The sequence below is a fragment of the Streptomyces sp. NBC_01689 genome (assembly GCF_036250675.1).
Taxonomy (GTDB): Bacteria; Actinomycetota; Actinomycetes; order Streptomycetales; family Streptomycetaceae; genus Streptomyces.
This window is the reverse complement of the sequence record NZ_CP109592.1, coordinates 8,038,541-8,055,780: the sequence shown is the minus strand read 5'-3', so window position 1 is coordinate 8,055,780 and position 17,240 is coordinate 8,038,541. Positions and strand designations below refer to the sequence as shown.

The 17,240-nt window shown below is 73.4% G+C and carries 19 protein-coding genes; 9 read left to right on the top strand and 10 right to left on the bottom strand.

Annotated elements, in window-relative coordinates; translation table 11 throughout:
• Positions 1–185 precede the first annotated feature (185 nt).
• The 4 genes from OG776_RS34630 (at position 186) to OG776_RS34615 (ending at position 4,939) form a co-directional block, all read left to right on the top strand.
• Positions 186–1,202: an alcohol dehydrogenase gene (locus OG776_RS34630; RefSeq protein ID WP_148014943.1), complete on the top strand. Its 1,017-nt coding sequence runs from the start codon at positions 186–188 to the stop codon at positions 1,200–1,202.
• 411 nt (positions 1,203–1,613) lie between these two features.
• Entirely contained in the window at positions 1,614–2,057 is a 444-nt protein-coding gene (locus OG776_RS34625; RefSeq protein ID WP_148014942.1) for a VOC family protein, read from the top strand.
• A gap of 344 nt (positions 2,058–2,401) precedes the next feature.
• On the top strand, positions 2,402–3,532 hold the full coding sequence (locus OG776_RS34620) for an acyltransferase family protein (RefSeq protein WP_148014941.1): 1,131 nt from the start codon (positions 2,402–2,404) through the stop codon (positions 3,530–3,532).
• 375 nt (positions 3,533–3,907) lie between these two features.
• Complete coding sequence (locus OG776_RS34615) at positions 3,908–4,939, top strand: nitronate monooxygenase (protein ID WP_329323079.1); 1,032 nt, start codon at positions 3,908–3,910, stop codon at positions 4,937–4,939.
• 72 nt (positions 4,940–5,011) lie between these two features.
• Here OG776_RS34615 and OG776_RS34610 read toward each other — a convergent pair whose 3' ends face one another.
• A complete protein-coding gene (locus OG776_RS34610; protein ID WP_187286138.1) occupies positions 5,012–5,584 on the bottom strand; it encodes a TetR/AcrR family transcriptional regulator in 573 nt (190 codons plus the stop codon).
• A 388-nt stretch (positions 5,585–5,972) separates the two neighbouring features.
• Here OG776_RS34610 and OG776_RS34605 point away from each other — a divergent pair, with 388 nt between their 5' ends.
• Both OG776_RS34605 and OG776_RS34600 read left to right on the top strand, forming a co-directional pair.
• Positions 5,973–6,914 (top strand): Bax inhibitor-1/YccA family protein, encoded by a 942-nt coding sequence (locus tag OG776_RS34605; protein WP_329323078.1) that lies wholly within the window; start codon positions 5,973–5,975, stop codon positions 6,912–6,914.
• 238 nt (positions 6,915–7,152) lie between these two features.
• The gene (locus OG776_RS34600; RefSeq protein WP_329323077.1) at positions 7,153–7,716 is read left to right on the top strand and encodes a hypothetical protein; all 564 of its coding nucleotides are present in this window, start codon (positions 7,153–7,155) and stop codon (positions 7,714–7,716) included.
• A 196-nt stretch (positions 7,717–7,912) separates the two neighbouring features.
• Here the strand turns inward: OG776_RS34600 and OG776_RS34595 are convergent, their stop codons facing one another.
• Positions 7,913–8,299: an HGxxPAAW family protein gene (locus OG776_RS34595; RefSeq protein WP_329323076.1), complete on the bottom strand. Its 387-nt coding sequence runs from the start codon at positions 8,297–8,299 to the stop codon at positions 7,913–7,915.
• A 104-nt stretch (positions 8,300–8,403) separates the two neighbouring features.
• Between OG776_RS34595 and OG776_RS34590 the strand changes: the two genes are divergently transcribed.
• Entirely contained in the window at positions 8,404–8,895 is a 492-nt protein-coding gene (locus OG776_RS34590; protein ID WP_148014945.1) for a MarR family transcriptional regulator, read from the top strand.
• Between the two features lie 201 nt (positions 8,896–9,096).
• Here the strand turns inward: OG776_RS34590 and OG776_RS34585 are convergent, their stop codons facing one another.
• The 4 genes from OG776_RS34585 to OG776_RS34570 all read right to left on the bottom strand — a co-directional run bounded on the left by OG776_RS34585 (position 9,097) and on the right by OG776_RS34570 (position 11,368).
• Complete coding sequence (locus OG776_RS34585) at positions 9,097–9,537, bottom strand: OsmC family protein (RefSeq protein WP_148014647.1); 441 nt, start codon at positions 9,535–9,537, stop codon at positions 9,097–9,099.
• A gap of 31 nt (positions 9,538–9,568) precedes the next feature.
• Positions 9,569–10,009 carry a DUF7144 family membrane protein gene (locus OG776_RS34580; protein ID WP_148014648.1) on the bottom strand — a complete coding sequence of 147 codons (441 nt, stop codon included), beginning with the start codon at positions 10,007–10,009 and terminating at the stop codon, positions 9,569–9,571.
• Positions 10,010–10,073: 64 nt separating this feature from the next.
• Entirely contained in the window at positions 10,074–10,511 is a 438-nt protein-coding gene (locus OG776_RS34575) for an SHOCT domain-containing protein (protein WP_148014649.1), read from the bottom strand.
• Between the two features lie 194 nt (positions 10,512–10,705).
• Positions 10,706–11,368, bottom strand: a complete 663-nt coding sequence (locus tag OG776_RS34570; RefSeq protein WP_148014650.1) for an HdeD family acid-resistance protein — start codon at positions 11,366–11,368, stop codon at positions 10,706–10,708.
• 318 nt (positions 11,369–11,686) lie between these two features.
• Between OG776_RS34570 and OG776_RS34565 the strand changes: the two genes are divergently transcribed.
• Entirely contained in the window at positions 11,687–12,307 is a 621-nt protein-coding gene (locus tag OG776_RS34565; protein ID WP_329323075.1) for a potassium channel family protein, read from the top strand.
• Positions 12,308–12,321: 14 nt separating this feature from the next.
• Here the strand turns inward: OG776_RS34565 and OG776_RS34560 are convergent, their stop codons facing one another.
• Both OG776_RS34560 and OG776_RS34555 read right to left on the bottom strand, forming a co-directional pair.
• A complete protein-coding gene (locus OG776_RS34560; RefSeq protein ID WP_148014652.1) occupies positions 12,322–12,519 on the bottom strand; it encodes a hypothetical protein in 198 nt (65 codons plus the stop codon).
• 121 nt (positions 12,520–12,640) lie between these two features.
• Positions 12,641–15,379, bottom strand: a complete 2,739-nt coding sequence (locus OG776_RS34555) for a LuxR C-terminal-related transcriptional regulator (RefSeq protein ID WP_148008051.1) — start codon at positions 15,377–15,379, stop codon at positions 12,641–12,643.
• Between the two features lie 225 nt (positions 15,380–15,604).
• On the opposite strand from OG776_RS34555, the gene OG776_RS34550 reads away from it, so the two are divergent.
• Positions 15,605–15,958 carry a DUF779 domain-containing protein gene (locus OG776_RS34550; protein WP_148008050.1) on the top strand — a complete coding sequence of 118 codons (354 nt, stop codon included), beginning with the start codon at positions 15,605–15,607 and terminating at the stop codon, positions 15,956–15,958.
• 90 nt (positions 15,959–16,048) lie between these two features.
• Here OG776_RS34550 and OG776_RS34545 read toward each other — a convergent pair whose 3' ends face one another.
• Both OG776_RS34545 and OG776_RS34540 read right to left on the bottom strand, forming a co-directional pair.
• Entirely contained in the window at positions 16,049–16,243 is a 195-nt protein-coding gene (locus OG776_RS34545; RefSeq protein WP_148008049.1) for a hypothetical protein, read from the bottom strand.
• 103 nt (positions 16,244–16,346) lie between these two features.
• Complete coding sequence (locus OG776_RS34540) at positions 16,347–17,234, bottom strand: phosphatidylinositol-specific phospholipase C/glycerophosphodiester phosphodiesterase family protein (protein WP_148008048.1); 888 nt, start codon at positions 17,232–17,234, stop codon at positions 16,347–16,349.
• Positions 17,235–17,240: the final 6 nt, after the last annotated feature.

The window sequence follows — 17,240 nt, the reverse complement described above, 5'->3', positions numbered from 1 at the left end:
CCGCTCGGCCCCGGACCGCGGGGCAGGCATTGACGGCTAAGACGACCGGTCATATTGTCGTCTCCAACGCCTCCGCGGATCGCCCGCGGCCCCGGCTGTGCCGCCCGCGACCGCGAGGCACGGCAGGCCGGTGACGGTCCCTCCGCGGGACCGGAAGGGGCGCCCGCTCGACCCCCAGGAGAAACGTGTCCACGTATCAGGCATTCGAAGTCACCGGATCACGGCAGTTCGCATGGACCACCCGTGAACTCGTCGCGCCCCGCCCGGGCCATGTACGGATCAAGGTGGAGAGCTGCGGGGTGTGCCACTCCGACGTACTCGCCGTCGAGGGGCTCCGGCCCGATCCCTCGCAGCCGGTCGTCCCGGGTCACGAGGTCGTCGGAACCATCGACGCCGTGGGCGAGGGAGTGCGGGCGTGGCGCGTCGGCGAGCGGGTGGGCGTCGGCTTCCTGGCCGGCCACTGCGGCGAGTGCGAACCCTGCCGGCGCGGTGACTTCGTCAACTGCACCGACCAGGAGCAGACGGGGACGTCCGTCGACGGCGGGTACGCCGAGGTGATGTACGCCCGGTCCAACGCCCTCGCACGGATCCCGGAGGGCATCTCCTCGGCCGATGCGGCGCCCCTGCTGTGCGCGGGACTGACCAGTCTCAGCGCCCTGCGGCAGCTGGGCGGCCGGCCCGGTTCGCTGGTGGCCGTCCAGGGCATCGGAGGTCTCGGACATCTCGCGGTGCAGTACGCGGCCAGGCTCGGCCACCGGGTCGTGGCGATCGCCCGCGGCACGGAGAAGGCGTCGCTCGCGGCCTCGCTCGGCGCCCACGAGTACATCGACAGCTCCGCCGAGCACCCCGGCGAGGCGCTGGCACGCCTGGGCGGTGCGGAGGGCATCGTCGCGACGGCGGCCAGCGGCGGTTCGATGACACCCCTGGTCACCGGGCTCGCCCCGCGCGGCCGCATGATCGTGGTGGGGGTCGGCACCGACCCGATAACCGTCTCCACGCCGGACCTCGTGCTCGCCACCCGGACCATCACCGGCAGCCTGACCGGAACCCCGGTCGAGAACGAGGACAACCTGGCCTTCAGCGTGCGGCACGGAATCCTTCCGATGATCGAGCGGATGCCGCTGGCCGAGGCCCCGAAGGCCTACGCGCACATGATGTCCGGCGACGCGCGGTTCCGTGTCGTGCTCGACGCCGCGGCCTGACCGCGCCCACCGGTTCGGGGCCGCCCCGCCGACTCCGGGCCGCCCCGCCGACTCCGGGCCGCCCCCGACCCTCCGGCCGCGTCGATGCCGGGCGGGCGAAGGGTGCGACGACGGGCTCCGGGGGCTCGACGGCGCCCCGCGCGGGCGGCGGCCGCGCACCGGAACACGGGTACGGCGGCCCCACGGGTTGCGAGCGGTCGGCCGCGGCCCAACGGTGGACCTGGGAGAGGACGGACGCGCTCGGAGCGACGCGCACCGGCCCCCGCGACGGGCCGGCAGCGGTCGGCGTCGGCCGGGACCCGTCGGGGTCGACGGGAGCCGGCCGAGACGGACCGGGGCCGCGGCCCGTCGGCCTCCGACGCCGTGTGCCGCCCGGCAGCGTCGAACGCCCGAGGACAGGAGCAGGCCGTCATGGACATGAAACTCGAGGTCGTGGTGGTGCCGGTCACCGACGTCGACCGGGCCAAGGCCTTCTACGAGAGGCTCGGATGGCGGCTCGACGCCGACTTCGCCGACGGGGAGGGGTTCCGGGTGGTCCAGTTCACCCCGCCCGGGTCGCCCTGTTCGGTCATCTTCGGCACCCGGGTCAGCGCGGCCGCGCCGGGTTCCACCGAGGGCCTGCACCTCGTCGTCTCCGACATCGAAGCAGCCCGCGCCGAGCTCGCCGGCCGGGGCGTCGAGGTGAGCGAGGTGTTCCACGACGCGGGCGGAGTGTTCCACCGTGCGGGAACCGAGGGCCGGGTCCCCGGCCCGGACCCGGAGCGCAAGAGCTACTCCTCGTTCCTGTCCTTCAGCGATCCGGACGGCAACGGGTGGGTGCTGCAGGAGATCACGACGCGCCTTCCGGGCCGGTGAACGGGTCCCCGACGTTCCGCGTCCGCGGCCTACGAGTCCTCGGCCTCCCAGGTCCTTGAACGTTCCGGCGGTCTTTGAACCTTCCGGCGGTCTTTGAACGTTCCGGCCCCGCGTGACGTACCAGTCACCGCGGGTGGCTCCGTGCTGCCCGGAAACACGACGCGGAGCGCCGTGGTGCCGACCACCTGCCGCGCACGGGAACCCGGGGAGAGGGCCGAACGATTTCATCGACGCCGAGCCGAACAGTCAGCGGCGAGACAGGGCTCCTCTCCCCCGCGGAGGGACACGTGCCCTCCCCCGAGGAGAGAGGCGCCGAGCCTGAGCGGTCGCCCGGAGGCGCGCATGTGCCCGGCCTCGACGGACTCCGCGGGCTGACCGCCCTGTACGTCGTCCTGTTCCACTGCTGGCTGCTGGCCTTCCCCGGGTTTCCCCGGAACTCGGGCCCTTCCTGGCTCGGCTGGCTGATGTACGGACGCCTAGCCGTCGTCCTCTTCCTGACGCTGTCCGGATTCTCCCTCGCCCTCTCGGCGGCGCGCAGGGGCTGGCGGTCGGGAAGCCTCGCCGGATTCCTGCGCCGACGCGCCTGGCGCATCGTGCCTCCCTACTGGGCCGCGCTGGTCTTCAGTCTGGCGGTCGCCCGCTGGGTGGTGCCCGCGTCGCATTTCGGGCCGCCGACCGGCGCCTCGGTGCTGGTGTACGGCCTGGTGGCGCAGGACATGGTCACGGCCCCGACGCCGAACGGGGCGTTCTGGTCGATCGGCGTGGAGGCGGAGCTCTATCTGGTCTTCCCGCTCCTCCTGCTGATCCGGCGGCGGCTCGGGGCGGTGGTCCTGCTCGCGGGCGTCACCCTGCTCGTCGTCGCGCACGGCTTGACGGCGAACGGCGGAACGCCGGTGGAGGGCCTGAACGGGCTGACCCCGAACCTCGCTCCCGTGTTCGTCGCCGGTCTGGTCGGCGCGGGCGTGGTCGTCGCGTCGGAGAGGGTCCGGCGCCTGCCCTGGCACTGGGCGGCGGCCCTGGCCGCGCTGCCCGTCCTGGCCCTGATCGTCGTCAAGGGGCCGGTCTGGACGGTCGACCACTATTTCTGGGTGGATCTCGCGGTGGTCCCGGCGATGACGCTGCTCCTCGTCGCGGTCTCCACGGGCAGACCCGACGTCCTCACGAGGCTTCTCAGCACGCGCCCCGTGCGCGCCTTGGGCGACTTCTCCTACAGCCTGTACCTCGTTCATCTCCCGATCGTCATGGTCGTCGTCCGCGAGGTCGCTCCCCATGTCGTGTCGGCGGGGCTGCCCACCTTCTGGTTCACCCTCCTGCTGGGAGTGCCCGCCTCGGTGCTCGGGGCGTGGCTCTTCTCGGAGGTCTTCGAGATGCCCTTCAAACGGAACCGGTCCTGGAAGTCCCTGCTCGCGGAGGGACGTTCACGCGCGAACGGACTGCGCCGGAACCCGCGGCGGCCCCTGACCGCGGAGGACTGACGGCGGAGGACCGACGGCGGAGGACCGACGGGTGAGGACCGAGAGCGGGGAATTCCCGGGGCCGGTGCGAGGCGGCACCTTCCAGGAGGGAGGAAGCCGGTCCTGGCCTCGGCCCCGCCGCCCGGCGCACCGTGGGGACATGGACCCCGCGCACGGGACGGCCACGAGCGGGCCGCCCGTCGGGAAGCACGACGGACAGCGCGTCGGCCACGAAGTCCCACGGCCGGGCGCGGTTCCGGAGGCGACTCCGGACGGCGTCACCCACCGCGATACGGTCGGAAGGTGTCACCGGCAGGTGGCCGTCACGAGGGGTCACCGTCGACCTGACCGTCGCAAGACGTCACCGTCCGGCGTCCGGAAGAAGGGCACAGCACCATGAACAGCCTGCTCGGCGCTCTCGGCGTCACGACGCCGGTCCTGGCCGCGCCGATGGCCGGTGGTGCCACGACCACCGCGCTGGTCGCGGCCGCCGCCCGCGGCGGTGGCCTCGGCTTCGTCCCCGCCGGGTACGCCACCGCGCGGACGCTGGCCGAGCGTGTCGCCGCGGCGCGTGCCGAGCACGTCCCGTTCGGCGTCAACGTGTTCGCGCCCAATCCGCTGCCGGTGGACCGCGCCGCCTTCGACCGCTACGCCGCGCTTCTGCAGGCGACCGCCGACCGCCACCACGTCGACCTGAGCGGGCAGGTACCGGTCGAGGACGACGACGCCTACGCGGAGAAGATCAGCCTGCTCGTCGCGGACCCCGTGCCGCTGGTCAGCTTCACCTTCGGAATCCCCGAACGGAGCGTCGTCGCCAGGCTGCGCGGGGCGGGAAGCCTGGTGGCGCAGACCGTCACGGGAGTGGACGAGGCACGCGCCGCCGCCGAGGCGGGCGTGGACGTGCTCGTCGTGCAGGCCGCGGCGGCGGGCGGCCACTCCGCCACCCTGACACCCCGACAGCCCCTGTCCGACGTACCGGTCGACGGCCTGACCGCCATGATCCGCCAGGCGGTCGGTCTGCCGCTGATCGCCGCGGGCGGCCTCGCCACGCCGGACGACGTCGCCCGCGTCATCGCGGCCGGCGCCCAGGCCGCCATGGTCGGCACGGTGCTGCTGCGCACCGAGGAGAGCGGGGCCTCGGCCGTCCACCGGGCCGCTCTCGCCGACCCCGGAGGCCGCGGCACCGTGCTGACCCGGGCCTTCACCGGCCGTCCCGCCCGTGCGCTGCGGAACCGGTTCACCGATCTGTACGACGACCACGCGCCGTACGGGTACCCGGCGTTGCACCACCTCACCGGCGGGCTCCGCAGGCAGGCGGCCGCGGCGGGAGACGCCGACGCCGTGCATCTGTGGGCGGGGACCGGTCACCGCCGGGCACGTCATGAGAAGGCGGAACAGACCTTGGCGCGTCTGGCCACGGCCCTGTGACACGGTCGGCCCGCCTGCCGTGACGCGCCCGGGGGTCGCTCCCCGTTCAGGCGGCCCCGGGGGCCACGGCCGTCAGCGCAGGACCGCCTCGAAGGCCATCAGGAAGAACGTGTCGAACGCGACGGACGACTTGGTCGCGCGGGCCTCGATCAGGGTTCCCTCCCAGGCGTTGAGAAGGAAGCGAGCCGTGGTGTCCGGGTCCAGGTCCGCGCGGACGGCGCCGTCGCGGCGGGCCTCGGTGAGGGCTGCCGTGAGCGCGCTGCTCCAGGTGCCCAGGCTCTGCGCGACGGCCGCGCGGATCTCCTCGCTGTGGTCGACCACGTCCGTGGCGAAGTTGCCGAACATGCAGCCGCGGGTGAAGTCCCGGACCACGACCTCGTCCCGCAGGAACTCGAAGTGCCGGCGGATCCTCTCCAGCGGAGGCGAGTCGGGGTCGGCCAGCATGTCCAGGCGACGCTCGTTCCCGAAGAGCCGCAGGGCCTCGATGGCGCACTCCTCCTTGCTGGAGAAGTGGTTGTAGAACGACCCCTTCGGCGCTCCGGCGGCGTCGGCGATCTCCTTGATGCCGGTGCCGTGGAACCCGCGCGTGTGGAAGGTCTCCAGCGCTGACGCCAACAGGTCTTCACGCTTGGACGGCTTCGGCACGGCGCGACCTCCCCGGTTCTGCGGGCTCTCCGGAAACGTCCGGACAGCCAATGTGACCGGACGCCTTAACTGGAGCCTACACCTCGGGCAGGGTTCCGATCCGCCGCGCCGGGGGCTCGCGGCCCGTCAGAAGACCTGCGCGAAACACCCGACCGAGATGACGACCACGGCCGCGATCGCCGTCAGCCCCTTGAGAATCCTGGATGCCTTCATGGGGTTCCCTCTCCCTCTTCACCCGCTCCGGCCGGCCCTGGTCCCTGCCGAGCGATCATCACCGGTTCACCTGGTGACGAAGCTTGCCGTTCGTCGCGTCACCTGTCAAGGTGGTGACGCGCCACGTTCAGTGGGGCCACGGAGAGGCCGCCGGGTGCGGCCGTGGAGGAACGACATGAAGAGCAGCAATCCGGTCTTCTCCCGACGGGGGTTCGCGCGCGACGGCGCCCGCACCGGACGAAGCCCGCGACAGCCGCAGGCCGTCGGAGCGCCGGTCAGTGCGCCGGCCGGAGCGCCGATCGGAGCGCCGGCCGACGCCGAGCCGTACGCGCCGTACGCGGTGAATCCGTACGCCGACAGCGCCCCCCGGACCCCGAGCCTGTCGAAGGACGCCCCGCCGCGGGACCGCTCCATGGCGGCCGACGACGCCGCCATGACGATCGACGACGTGGTGGCGCGCTCGGCCCTGACACTCGGCACGGTCGCGGTCGCCGCGGCGCTCTCCTGGATCCTGCTGCCCCTCGACGACGCGGGCCTCGGCCCGTCGTACGGCACGGCGGCGGGCGCGGGCGTGCTCGCCTTCGTGCTCTCCCTCGTCCAGTCCTTCAGGCGCGAGCCGTCCCCCGCCCTGATCCTGGCGTACGCGGCGTCCGAGGGTGTGTTCCTCGGTGTGATCTCGCACGCGACCTCGGCCTATGTCGCGCCGGGCGCGGTCGTCCAGGCGGTCCTCGGCACCCTCACGGTCTTCGCCGGCGTGCTGATCGCCTACCGGATGCGCTGGATCCGGGTCACGCACCGGTTCCACGGCTTCGTCCTGGCCTCGGCGACGGGCTTTCTGCTCCTGATGCTGGTCGACCTGGTGGCCTCCGCGTTCGGCGGCGGTGGCGGCCTGGGCTTCGGCGGCGGGGCTCTCGGTGTCCTCTTCGGCGCCGTGGGCATCGCTCTCGGCGCCTGCTTCCTTGCCCTGGACTTCAAGCAGGTCGAGGACGGCATCGCGTACGGCGCTCCCCGCAAGGAGTCGTGGCTCGCCGCGTTCGGCCTCACGGTGACCCTGGTGTGGATCTACCTGGAGGCGCTCAGGGTGCTGACGATCCTGCTCCAGCAGGGCGACGACTGACTCCACCCCGCCGGTCGGCGGTCCGGCGGGGCCGGACCCGCGAGCGGCCCGCGGACACCCGCACCCGTACGGCCCCACCCCCGGCGTACACGGCCCCGCCCGTACATCCGCGGCCTCGCACGGGTGCGCGACGCCCGTCGGTGTCCGGCCCCGGACCGGCCGAAGGCCCTGGCACGGCCGCGACCGGCGTGACAGGGTCAGCGGTGATCGTGGACCGTCCGAGGACGAAGGGAAGTTCGTGGAGACCCAGATGTGGAACGCTCTGGCCGACTCGATGAAGGGGGCCTACGCGGCGGGACTGGCCGAAGGCGCCGTGCCGCGGCCGGTCATCATGCCCCTGGTGCGGGGCCGGCTGGTCGGCCTGATCTGGGTCCGCCCGACCAAGTCCGGCGAGGACGCGCTCACCGGCATCGCCCAGCTGTCGAACATCGCGGCGGCGGCCGGTGCGGACGAGATCGTCCTCGCCTGGGAGAGCCGGGACGTCGCCACCGCGTGCGAGCTGCCCCTCAGCGGCCCGGCCCCGTGCCTGAACATGGTCCACGCCACCCGGGACGGGCATGTCCTGCACCAGTTCCCCTACGAGGAACGGGTCCTCGCCCGCGACTCCGAGGGCGTCGCGTCGATCGACCCCGACTGGCTGACCGCTCCCGAACCGCAGCCCGGCGGCGAGCTCGTCCCCCCGGTCCGCGCCGCGGTCGACTACTCCTTCGTCCCGCTGGAGCTGGACCACCCCAACCCGTTCGGCGTCACCGTCGTCCTCATGGAGGAGGACGGTTACAAGGTGCGCCTGACCGACACGTGATCCGCACCGCGCCCTTCCGTCCACGCGGGACCGGGTCCGCACGCCACCGACCCGCCGACCGGCCGGGAGGCGGCCCGCGCCGGAACGCCCCGAAGGACGTTCCGCGCCGACACCGGACCGGGGCCGGGGCCAGGTCCGGGGCCGGGGCCAGGTCCGGGGCCGGTCCACGCCATACCCGGCCGGGAACCGGTGCACATCACGGCCTGCCGGGCCCGCCGGTCACGGATACGACGGCCGGCGCGACAGGCGAATCGACAGCCGGGGTGACGCTCGGCGCGGAGGCGCCGCGGCCGGCCAGGCGGCAGCCGAGACAGCCCGGGTGACCGTGCCGGGCGGACCTGTCACGCACACGCCAGTGCTGCTGCGCGACGGGGCGCGGCCCGGTGGCCTTCCCCCAGCCCGCCAGATGGAGAAGCCAGGTGGCGGGTGCGGCGAGGACGACGACCGCGCCGCCCAGCCAGAGCCCGGCGGCCGATCCGGCCGCGAGCGCCACCGCCGCCGCCGTGCAACCGGCGACGGCTATGGTGGTCCCGGCCCAGCCGGCGACCGTGTGGCCCAGATCGTGGTCTCCGTGCATGCCCACTTCTCCTCCTCGGGAACGCGGGTCGGGTGAACGATTCGGCGGACACCCGGCGCGAACTATCTTAGCTCGCGAGGTAAGTAACTTAGACACTAAGGGGATGCGTGGTGGAGGGCAAGCAGCGCCCGGCGGCGACGGCCGACCAGGCGCTCTACGCGATGGACCGGATGATCGCGACCGCGCAGTTCGGACAGCAGGACATCGCGCGGCGGCTCGGCCTCAACGTCACCGACCTCACCTGTCTGGGTTTCGTCATCGAGGCCTCCGCCGCGGGCCGGTCGCCGGCGGCGGGCGACCTGGCCGAGCAGGCCCGGCTGACCACCGGCGCGATGACCGGCGTCCTCAACCGGCTGGAGAAGGCCGGCTACATCCGCCGCCAGGCCGACCCCCAGGACCGGCGCCGGGTCCATGTCGTGATGGAGGAGTCCGCCCAGGCGCGCATCCTCCAGGTCTACGGCCCCTTCTACGAACGCCTCGGGGCCCTGTTCGCCGACTACACCCCGGACGAGATCGCCGTCCTCACCGACTGGCTCACCCGCGCCAAGGCCCTGCTCGGCGACTCCCTGGACGAGATCGGCCGGGAGCCCTCGGACGGGTGATCCCTCCGGGCGTCACGGGGCAGTTCCCGGGACTGATCCCTCGTACGCCCCCGGCCCCTGGCCTCTCAGATCCCCGATCCCCGGCCCCGTTCGCCGAGTGCCGAACCGCACACGGCCGGAACCCCCGTGAACGCGGCGGTCGCGACGGGGGTTCCGGAAGAAACGAAGGGGCGGGTGCACGGCCCGGCGCGCCGGGCGCCGTCAGGCCTCCGTGACCGTCACGGTCACCGGGGTGCCGGTCTCGACCGTGCGGCTGACCGTGCAGAGATGCTCGTGGGAGACCGCGACCGCCCTCGGGAGAATCGCCCGCGCCCGGTCGCCGCCCGCGCCCTCGGGGAAACCGACGGTGAAGGTGACCGCGAGGTCGGTCATCCGGTTGCCGAGTCCGTCGCTGATCTTGTCGCCGGTCACGGTGACGGTGAACCCGGTGGGCTCCGCGTGGCGGGCGGTGGCGACATCGACATCCGCTGCCGTGCACCCCCCGATCGCGGCGAGCAGCAACTCGACGGGAGTGAACTCGGTACCGCCCTCGGGACCGGACCCGGTGCCGAAGCCGATCGTGCCGCCACGCGCGTTCGTGGCGGTGAAATGGCCGGTACGGGTCCGCTCGATGGTGACGGAACGCAGGCTGTTGTCGGTCATGCGCCCGACAGTACTGCCGGGCGCCGCCGGTTCACTCGTCCCGCGGCACGTCGAAGGACGACTCGGGCCGTGCCACGCACAGCGCCCAGATGATCAGCGCGGAGAACGCCATCATCACGACCGACCAGACCGGGTAGTACGGCAGGGACAGGAAGTTGGCGACGATGATGAGTCCGGCGATGACCACGCCGAGGACCCGTGCCCAGAACGCCGCCTGGAACAGCCCGAGGCTGACGACCACCGCGACCGCGCCGAGGACGAGATGGATCCAGCCCCATCCGGTGAGGTCGAACCGGAAGACGTAGCTCGGCGTCGAGACGAACACGTCGTCCTCGGCGATCGCCATGACGCCCCGGAAGAGGTCGAGCAGTCCGGCGATCATCAGCATCACCCCCGCGAAGACCGTCAGGCCGCCGGCCCATTGCTGTCTCGTCGTACGGGTGTGTCCGTGCTCGGTGGGTGCCGTGGCCATCGTGATCCCTCGTCTCCTGTCGCCGGGTCGTCGGGTGCCGTCCGCCGGACGTGCCGGCGGCGTCTCATCGGTCCGACGGGCCGTGCCCGCTCAGGACCAGTTCCTTCGCCCTGCGGAACTCCTCGTCCGTGATGTCACCGCGGGCACGGATCTCGGACAGCCTGGCGAGTTCGTCGACGCTGCCGGTCCGGGACGCACCGGCCGCCGTCTCCCGGATGTAGGAGTCGAAGGCCTCCTGCTGCGCGCGGGCCTGCTTGATCTCCCGCTTGCCCATGTTCCGGCCGCGGGCGATCACGTAGACGAGGACGCCCAGGAACGGCAGCACGATGACGAACACCAGCCAGCCGGCCTTGGCCCAGCCGCCCAGCGTGTCGTCGCGGAAGATGTCCACGACGACCCGGAAGAGCAGGACGAACCACATGACCCACAGGAAGAACCAGAGCATGGTCCAGAAGATGCTCAGCAGCGGATAGTCGTACGCGAGGTACATCGGCTCGTTCATGTCCGTCTCCCTCCCGGGCCGCGCCCGGCGGTCTTTGCCGTCCTCAGCATGCGCACGGCCCGGCCCCCGCGGCCTCACCCGGAGCGGGTGAGCACCTCACGAGCGCCACGGCGGCGCGGAGGAGCACGTCCCAGTGGCCACGACACCAGGGGGCAGGTCCCCGGGGGCACTGGGGGCACGCCACAGCGGGCACGTCACAGCGGCGCGGCGATGCCGCCCTGGTACGCGGCGGCCGCCCTGCGCAGTGCGGCCCGCCAGGCGAAGGCGACGCCGAGCTCGACCAGTCCGAGCAGCACGAGCCACAGGCCGAGCAGCCGGGTCAGGGCGCGGGCCGAGTCGGCCGGCAGCGCCAGCACCACGACGCCCGCGACGATCGCGAGCGCGGCGGCGGTGAGGACGACGCCGCGGTGGGGCAGGTCCCGGGTCGCGAGCGCGGTGTAGGCGGTCAGCATCCCGGACACCAGCCAGACGACCCCGACGATCAGGGAGAGCGCGGCGATGGTCTGCATCGGGTTCCGCAGGCACAGGACGCCGGCCAGCACGAACAGCAGGGCCAGCAGCAGCCCGGGGAGCCGCTCGCCCTGCTCGTGGCGGGAGAACGCCGCGACGAAGCGGAAGGCCCCGATCACGAGCAGATAGAGACCGATGAGAACCGCCAGGACGTGCAGGCTCTCGTTCGGCCAGACCAGCACCAGGATGCCCGGCACCAGTGTGGCGACCGCCGAACCCAGGATCCAGGTCCACGAACCGCCGAGTGCCGCCAGCAGTTCCGCGGGGTCGCCCGCCGGAGTGGGCGCCGGTCGCCCGGGCCGGTGCTCCGGTCCGGTGGGCGGCGCCGAACCACGCGGTACGGTCATGGCTCCTCCTCGTACGCACGTGCGAGTCACCGCCGGACCGCCGGCCGGCGGACGCGCGGGACCGCACCGGCCCAGCGTGCCGTGCGCCGGTGTCCGCCGGATCACCCGTGGCGGGTGATCCCTTCGGTCCGCCGGGGCGATGAGGTGGGGACGGGCCGACTGCCCGGCCCCCGGCGACCCCGAACGAAGAGACACGCGATGAGCGATCCTGCGGCAGACCGGGGCGAGCGACCCCCGCCCCGGCCCCGGAGAGGCCCGCACCGGTGGGACCCGGACCGGCGCGACCGGCCCCGCGCCGGGTGGACGACGTTCCTGGTCATGGGCCGCTCCCTGCTGATCGCGGTCGGCCTCGTCACCGCGTACTACCTGCTGCCCCTGGACCGATACGGCGCCGGCGGGACGTCGGTGATGCTGCTGGCCGGTCTGCTGGTGGTGGTCGCGGTCTTCGTGTGGGAGATACGGACCATCGTCCGCTCGCCGCACCCCCGGCTGAAGGCCGTCGAGGCGCTCGCGGCCACGCTGGTGCTGTTCCTGGTCCTGTTCGCCAGCGCCTACTACCTGCTGGACCGTGCCTCCCCGGGCTCGTTCACCGAACCGCTGTCCAGGACGGACGCGCTCTACTTCACCCTGACCACGTTCAGCACCGTCGGTTTCGGCGACATCGCGGCCCGTTCCGAGACGGGACGGGTGATGGCGATGCTGCAGATGGCGGGAGGGCTGCTCCTCGTGGGATTCGCGGCGCGCGTACTGGCGAGCGCGGTCCAGGCGGGGTTGCGGCGCAAGGGGTCCACCACGCCGGAGACCCGGGCGGACCCGGGGGACGCGGGCGGCTCAGGGGCCCCCGAGGGCACCGGACGGTGCCGGCACTGCGGGCACTGCCCGCACTGTGGACACCCAGCCGGCACCGACCACGCCGGGGACTCCTCGGGCCCCGAGTGACGGAACCAGAACCGTCACTCCGGCAGCTGGCGCATCTCCAGGACACGCAGTCCCAGTGACTGGCAGCGCGCCAGCAGGCCGTACAGATGGGCCTCGTCGAGGACGGGCCCGTACAGGACGGTCTGCCCGGACATCACCACGTGCTCCATGTCCGGGAAGGCCTGGGCCAGCGTCTCCGACAGGTGTCCGTCGACACGGATCTCGTAACGCATCAGCTGCACTCCCACGGGCGGCCCGGGGCGGACGGACGACGCCCTACCGTGATCCTCCGCCTCGGCTCGCCACCCGCCCTCACCCCCGGCAGGTGACCCGACCCCGGCCCGCCCCCACGGGTCACAGCAGTCCCCGCTCGCGTGCGCGGCGCACCGCGTCGCCGCGCCGGCTCACCGCGAGTTTCCGGTAGACGCTCTTGAGATGGGTCTTCACCGTGTTCACGGACACGTACAGATCGGCCGCGATCTCCTCCGTGGACATCAGGTCGGCCAGCCTCCGGAGCACGTCGTGCTCGCGTCCGCTCAGCTCCTCCACGACCACCGCCGGCGGCAGGGCCGACAGCCGGGAGCACTCGGCGCCCCGGGCCCGATCGCTCTGGAGCCAGCCCGCCGCCAGTGCCCGCAGCGGTGCCTCGCCCAGCGGTCGCCCGATCCAGGGGCCGGCGTCGAGGAACGGGCGCCGCAGTCGCTCGCGGCGGGCCTCGACCAGCGCCCGGGCGACGAGCTCGCGGGCGGTGACGGCGTCCCCCACCTCCTCGGCGGCCTGTGCCCGTACCAACATGGCCCGCACGGTCAGGGCCGGACCGGTCCGGCCGTCCGGCGGAAGGCGGTCGAGCAGGCCGAGCGCCTCGGCGCGGTGGCCCGCCGCGAGCTGGACGCGCGCGGCCAGCACCGCGCAGGCCGTACGGTCGCCCGGTGCCTGGCGCAGCACCCCGGCGGCCCGTTCCGTGCGGCCCCCGGCCAGGTGGACGGCGGCGGCGACGAGCGCCGCGTGACCCTCCGCCCAGGGTGAGGGCACGACGGCGGGGACGGCCGCGGACGCCGCGGCCAGCGCCGCTCCCGGCCTGTCGCGGGCCAGCAGGAGGCCGGCCGCCGCGATGGACCGGCCCGCCGCCGTCACCGGGTCCCGCGGCCCGTGCCCGGCCTCGGACGTCTCGTCGAGCAGGGCCTGGGCCCGGTCCAGCTCGTCGCGGTCCACGGCCACGGCCGCCAGCACCGACCGCGCGAGCTCGGCGCCGGGGCCGGACGGCCCGCCCGGAGCGGGGTTCTCCGCCCCGGCCGTCGCCTCCAGTGCCCGGTCCTCGGCGCGGACGAGCCAGCCGTCCAGGTATTCGAGCAGAGCCAGGTGCGCCAGGGAGTCCTCCCGGGGCGGACCGGCCGGGGCCCCGGCGCACGAGTCGGCCACCGCGGACAGGGCGGCGCGGGCCTCCTCGAAGCGTCCTGCCCACAGAAGTGCCGACCCCAGATGGGTCAGGACCAGGGCGGACACCTCCGGGTGCCGCTCCAGGAGCTCGGCGGGGACCGTCAGCCGGAGCTCCTCGGCGGCCCGCGCCGCCGCCTCCGCCTCCGCGGGGGAACCGGCCAGCCGGGCCGCCAGGACCTCCAGCAGGGCGCAGCTGAGCCGGGCCGGACGGAGGTCGGGCCCTCCGTTCCCGCCCGGCCCCTCCCGGGTCGCGTCCTCCTGCGCCAGGGCCTGCCGGTCCAGTGCCTCCCGGGCCGCGCGCAGACGGACCAGGCCTCGTTCGAGGTCGTGACGGGAGAGGTCGCGGGCCGCGCGGACGAGGTCCGCCGCGGGGGTCGTGGCCCCGGGTTCCATCCGGGAGAAGAGCCCGGCCAGGTGCTGGGAGCGCAGTCCGGTGAAGAGCTGCCCGATGGCCAGGTCGTCGACCAGTGCCCCCGCGGTGAATTCCCAGTCGCCCGCCGCGGCACCGTGCGCGAGTGCCTCCGGGAGTGATCCGGAGCGGCACAGCCAGCGTGCGGCGCGCCGGTGGAGTTCGGGTTCGAGTCCGGGAGAGCGGACCCTGAGGTGGGCGCGGAGGATCTCCCCGAACAGCGGGTGGAGCCGGTACCAGGAGTGTCCGAGGCTCTCGACGAACGCGTTCTCCCGGTGGAGCCCGGCGAGGAGGGGTTCGGCGTCGTCGCGTCCGGTGAGCGCGTTCGCCAGTTCCGGGCGGAAGCGCTCCAGCACGCTGACCCGCAGCAGGAGGTCCTGGGTCTCGGCGGTCCGCTGTTTCAGCACCTCGGCCAGCAGATAGTCGGCGACCGTGCTCTGCCCCGCCTCGAACTCCTTCAGATACGTCTCCGGGTCCGGGGCCTCGCGCGCGGCCAGGGCGCACAGCCGCAGGCCGGCCGCCCAGCCCCGGGTGCGGTCGACGAGCGCGCGTACACCGGGGTCGGGCAGGCGCAGACCGTGTGCGGCCAGGAGGGCGGACGCCTCCTCGGGGGTGAAGGCGAGTTCCGCGTCCCGTAGCTCCGTGAGCTCCCCGGCCGCGCGGTGGCGGTGCAGCGGCAGCAGCGGTTCCGTACGGGTGACCAGGACCAGGCGCAGGCCCGCTCCGGCGTGGTGGAGCACGAACTCCAGTTGTTCGGCGATCTCGGGCGCGCTCACCCGGTCGTACTCGTCGAGGACTAGGATCGCGGGACGGTCCCGCCCGCTCAGTTCGGCGGCGAGCAGGGCCGGGAGCTCACGGTCCGCCCAGCTCGCGTCCGTGGGGCGGCGGATCCCGCCGGGCACCGGCACCCCGGAGGCGTCCAGGGCCTCGAGGAGGTAGGCCCAGAACATCCCGGGGCTCCGGCCGACCATGTCGGTGGTGAGCCAGGTGACCGGTTCACGCAGGCCGGCGGCCCAGTCGGCGACCAGCAGGGTCTTGCCGGCCCCGGCGGCTCCGTTGACCATCGTCAGGGGTGTCAGCAGGGCCTGGTCGAGGTGCTGGGTCAGCCGGTCCCGGCGCAGGAAGGTGGCGGGTCTGGAGGGCAGGGCGAACCGGGTCCGCAGAAAGGGGTCGCCCAGCGGGTCGACACCCGCGGACGGCGGTCCCGTACCGTTCTCGTCGAGGGCAGCCACGGCGCTCACCACCACTTCCGTCAGGTCACGGTCGGCGTTCCCTCCCTCACGATCCCAGCTGTCGCCCGGGTCCGCGGGTCGAGCCGGACCCCGCGGCCCCTCCGCGTGCGCCCCGCCCGGGATCCGTGCAACCCTCTCGCAACCTGCCGTGTGGTCCAGTGCACGGTGGACCGGCGCGGCCCCCGCCGCGGCCGGCTCCGGTACCGCCCCCGCTCGTCACCGACCCGACGGAGAACCCCGATGGACGTCGTCCCGCGCGTAGCGCTCACTCCGGCGGCCGCCGACCTGGTGCGGCGGTTGCGGGAGGCCCACGGACCGCTGATGTTCCACCAGTCCGGCGGCTGCTGCGACGGCAGCGCGCCCATGTGCTACCCGGCGGGTGAGTTCCGTACCGGCGGCTCCGACGTGCTGCTCGCGGAGCTGGAGGTGGAGGGCGTCGACGAACCGGTGACCTTCTGGATGTCGAAGAGCCAGTACGAGCTGTGGAGCCACACCCGGCTGACGGTGGACGTCGTCCCGGGCCGGGGCAGCGGCTTCTCGCTGGAGGCACCCGAGGGGGTGCGTTTCCTGATCCGGTCCAGTCTCGTCGGCTGACGGTCGCCGCACCGGGACCCGGTCACCGCAGGACGCCCCCTGGCGGACGCCGAACTGACGCGTCGCCAGGGGACGTTCGGGCTCGTGCACTCATGGATGCAGACTGCTCACGATGTCCGCCGTGGCCGTGAGCCCGTTCTGGATCGTCGGCGCCATGCTGCTGCCCGACAGGAAGAAGCCGAGCAGGACGCACACCACCGCGTGCGAGGGCTTCAGCGCGCCGTTGCGCAGGAACACCACCGCGAGGATCAGCAGCAGTACCACCACAGAGATGGAAATGGCCATCGTCAACCTCCTCCGCCACGTCGACACCGCGGCTTTCGGCGGCAAGTGTCGCGTAGCGGAGGGTTCGTCCGGGCGGCTGACGTGTCCTCCGAACGTGTGGTGTCTATGCCCGCTCGGGAACCTGTTCGCGTGTCCGTTCGTGCGTGTCGAGGAAGGTCTCGAGTCCCGCGAGGTCGTCGGTGTTGAAGTAGTCGACGCCCGCGGCCAGCAGTTCGCCCCACAGCGCGTCCCTGGCCGGGCCCGGGGCGTCGGGCGTGGCCCAGAACCGCACCTTCTGGTGGCGTGCGTGGGCCTCGGTGATGATCTCGCGCAGTCGGGCGCGCTCCGCCGCGGGGAACGGACCGTCCCCCAGCCAGCCGAAGTTGAGTGTCCAGTTGTCACTGACGAGCGGGACGAAGGACGCGCCCGCCGCGCCGCCGAGGTCGGTGAGCCGGCCGTCGTAGAAGGCGCGGCGCACGGTCTGCGCCTCCATGGGGGCGCGGGCGGCGCGGTCGCCGGAGATGACCGCCGTGACCGGCCCGGGGTGCACCCGGCCGTGCGCGTAGGTGGTGAACAGGTGCGGGTAGCGGCGCAGATGACGGTCGAGTTCGAGGTAGGTCGAGGAACCCTCGGTCTTGATGTCGATCAGGAGTTGGAGCGGCTTTCGGTGACCCCGGTACACCGCGCCCGCGCCCGCCCTCACCCGGGAGACGAGCGGGTCGAGGTAGAGCGCTTCGAGGGTACGGGTGGGGTCGAGGTCGACGGGGTCGTGGGCGACGAGGAGCTGGCTGGCGACGAGGTAGATGTCGGCCTCGACGCTCCCGAACCGGTGGGCGAGGGCGTCGAACAGGGGGTGCGGGTGGTCGTAGTCGTTGTGGGCGTGGGCGCGCCACAGCGGGCGCCCGCGGTGCCCCTGTTCGTCGGCTCGCGCGTGCACGGCGGGCAGTGCGACGGCGCCCGCGAGGGCGGCGCCGAGGGTGGTGAGGGCTCTGCGACGGGTGGGGTGGTCCATGCTCTG

Bases quoted from the DNA above. Each gene is read 5' to 3' on its own strand.
- OG776_RS34625 (WP_148014942.1), top strand. From the start codon at position 1,614: ATGGACATGAAACTCGAGGTCGTGGTGGTGCCGGTCACCGACGTCGAC.
- OG776_RS34615 (WP_329323079.1), top strand. From the start codon at position 3,908: ATGAACAGCCTGCTCGGCGCTCTCGGCGTCACGACGCCGGTCCTGGCC.
- OG776_RS34605 (WP_329323078.1), top strand. From the start codon at position 5,973: ATGAAGAGCAGCAATCCGGTCTTCTCCCGACGGGGGTTCGCGCGCGAC.
- OG776_RS34585 (WP_148014647.1), bottom strand. From the start codon at position 9,537: ATGACCGACAACAGCCTGCGTTCCGTCACCATCGAGCGGACCCGTACC.
- OG776_RS34580 (WP_148014648.1), bottom strand. From the start codon at position 10,009: ATGGCCACGGCACCCACCGAGCACGGACACACCCGTACGACGAGACAG.
- OG776_RS34575 (WP_148014649.1), bottom strand. From the start codon at position 10,511: ATGAACGAGCCGATGTACCTCGCGTACGACTATCCGCTGCTGAGCATC.
- OG776_RS34570 (WP_148014650.1), bottom strand. From the start codon at position 11,368: ATGACCGTACCGCGTGGTTCGGCGCCGCCCACCGGACCGGAGCACCGG.
- OG776_RS34565 (WP_329323075.1), top strand. From the start codon at position 11,687: ATGGGCCGCTCCCTGCTGATCGCGGTCGGCCTCGTCACCGCGTACTAC.
- OG776_RS34560 (WP_148014652.1), bottom strand. From the start codon at position 12,519: ATGCGTTACGAGATCCGTGTCGACGGACACCTGTCGGAGACGCTGGCC.
- OG776_RS34550 (WP_148008050.1), top strand. From the start codon at position 15,605: ATGGACGTCGTCCCGCGCGTAGCGCTCACTCCGGCGGCCGCCGACCTG.
- OG776_RS34545 (WP_148008049.1), bottom strand. From the start codon at position 16,243: ATGGCCATTTCCATCTCTGTGGTGGTACTGCTGCTGATCCTCGCGGTG.
- OG776_RS34540 (WP_148008048.1), bottom strand. From the start codon at position 17,234: ATGGACCACCCCACCCGTCGCAGAGCCCTCACCACCCTCGGCGCCGCC.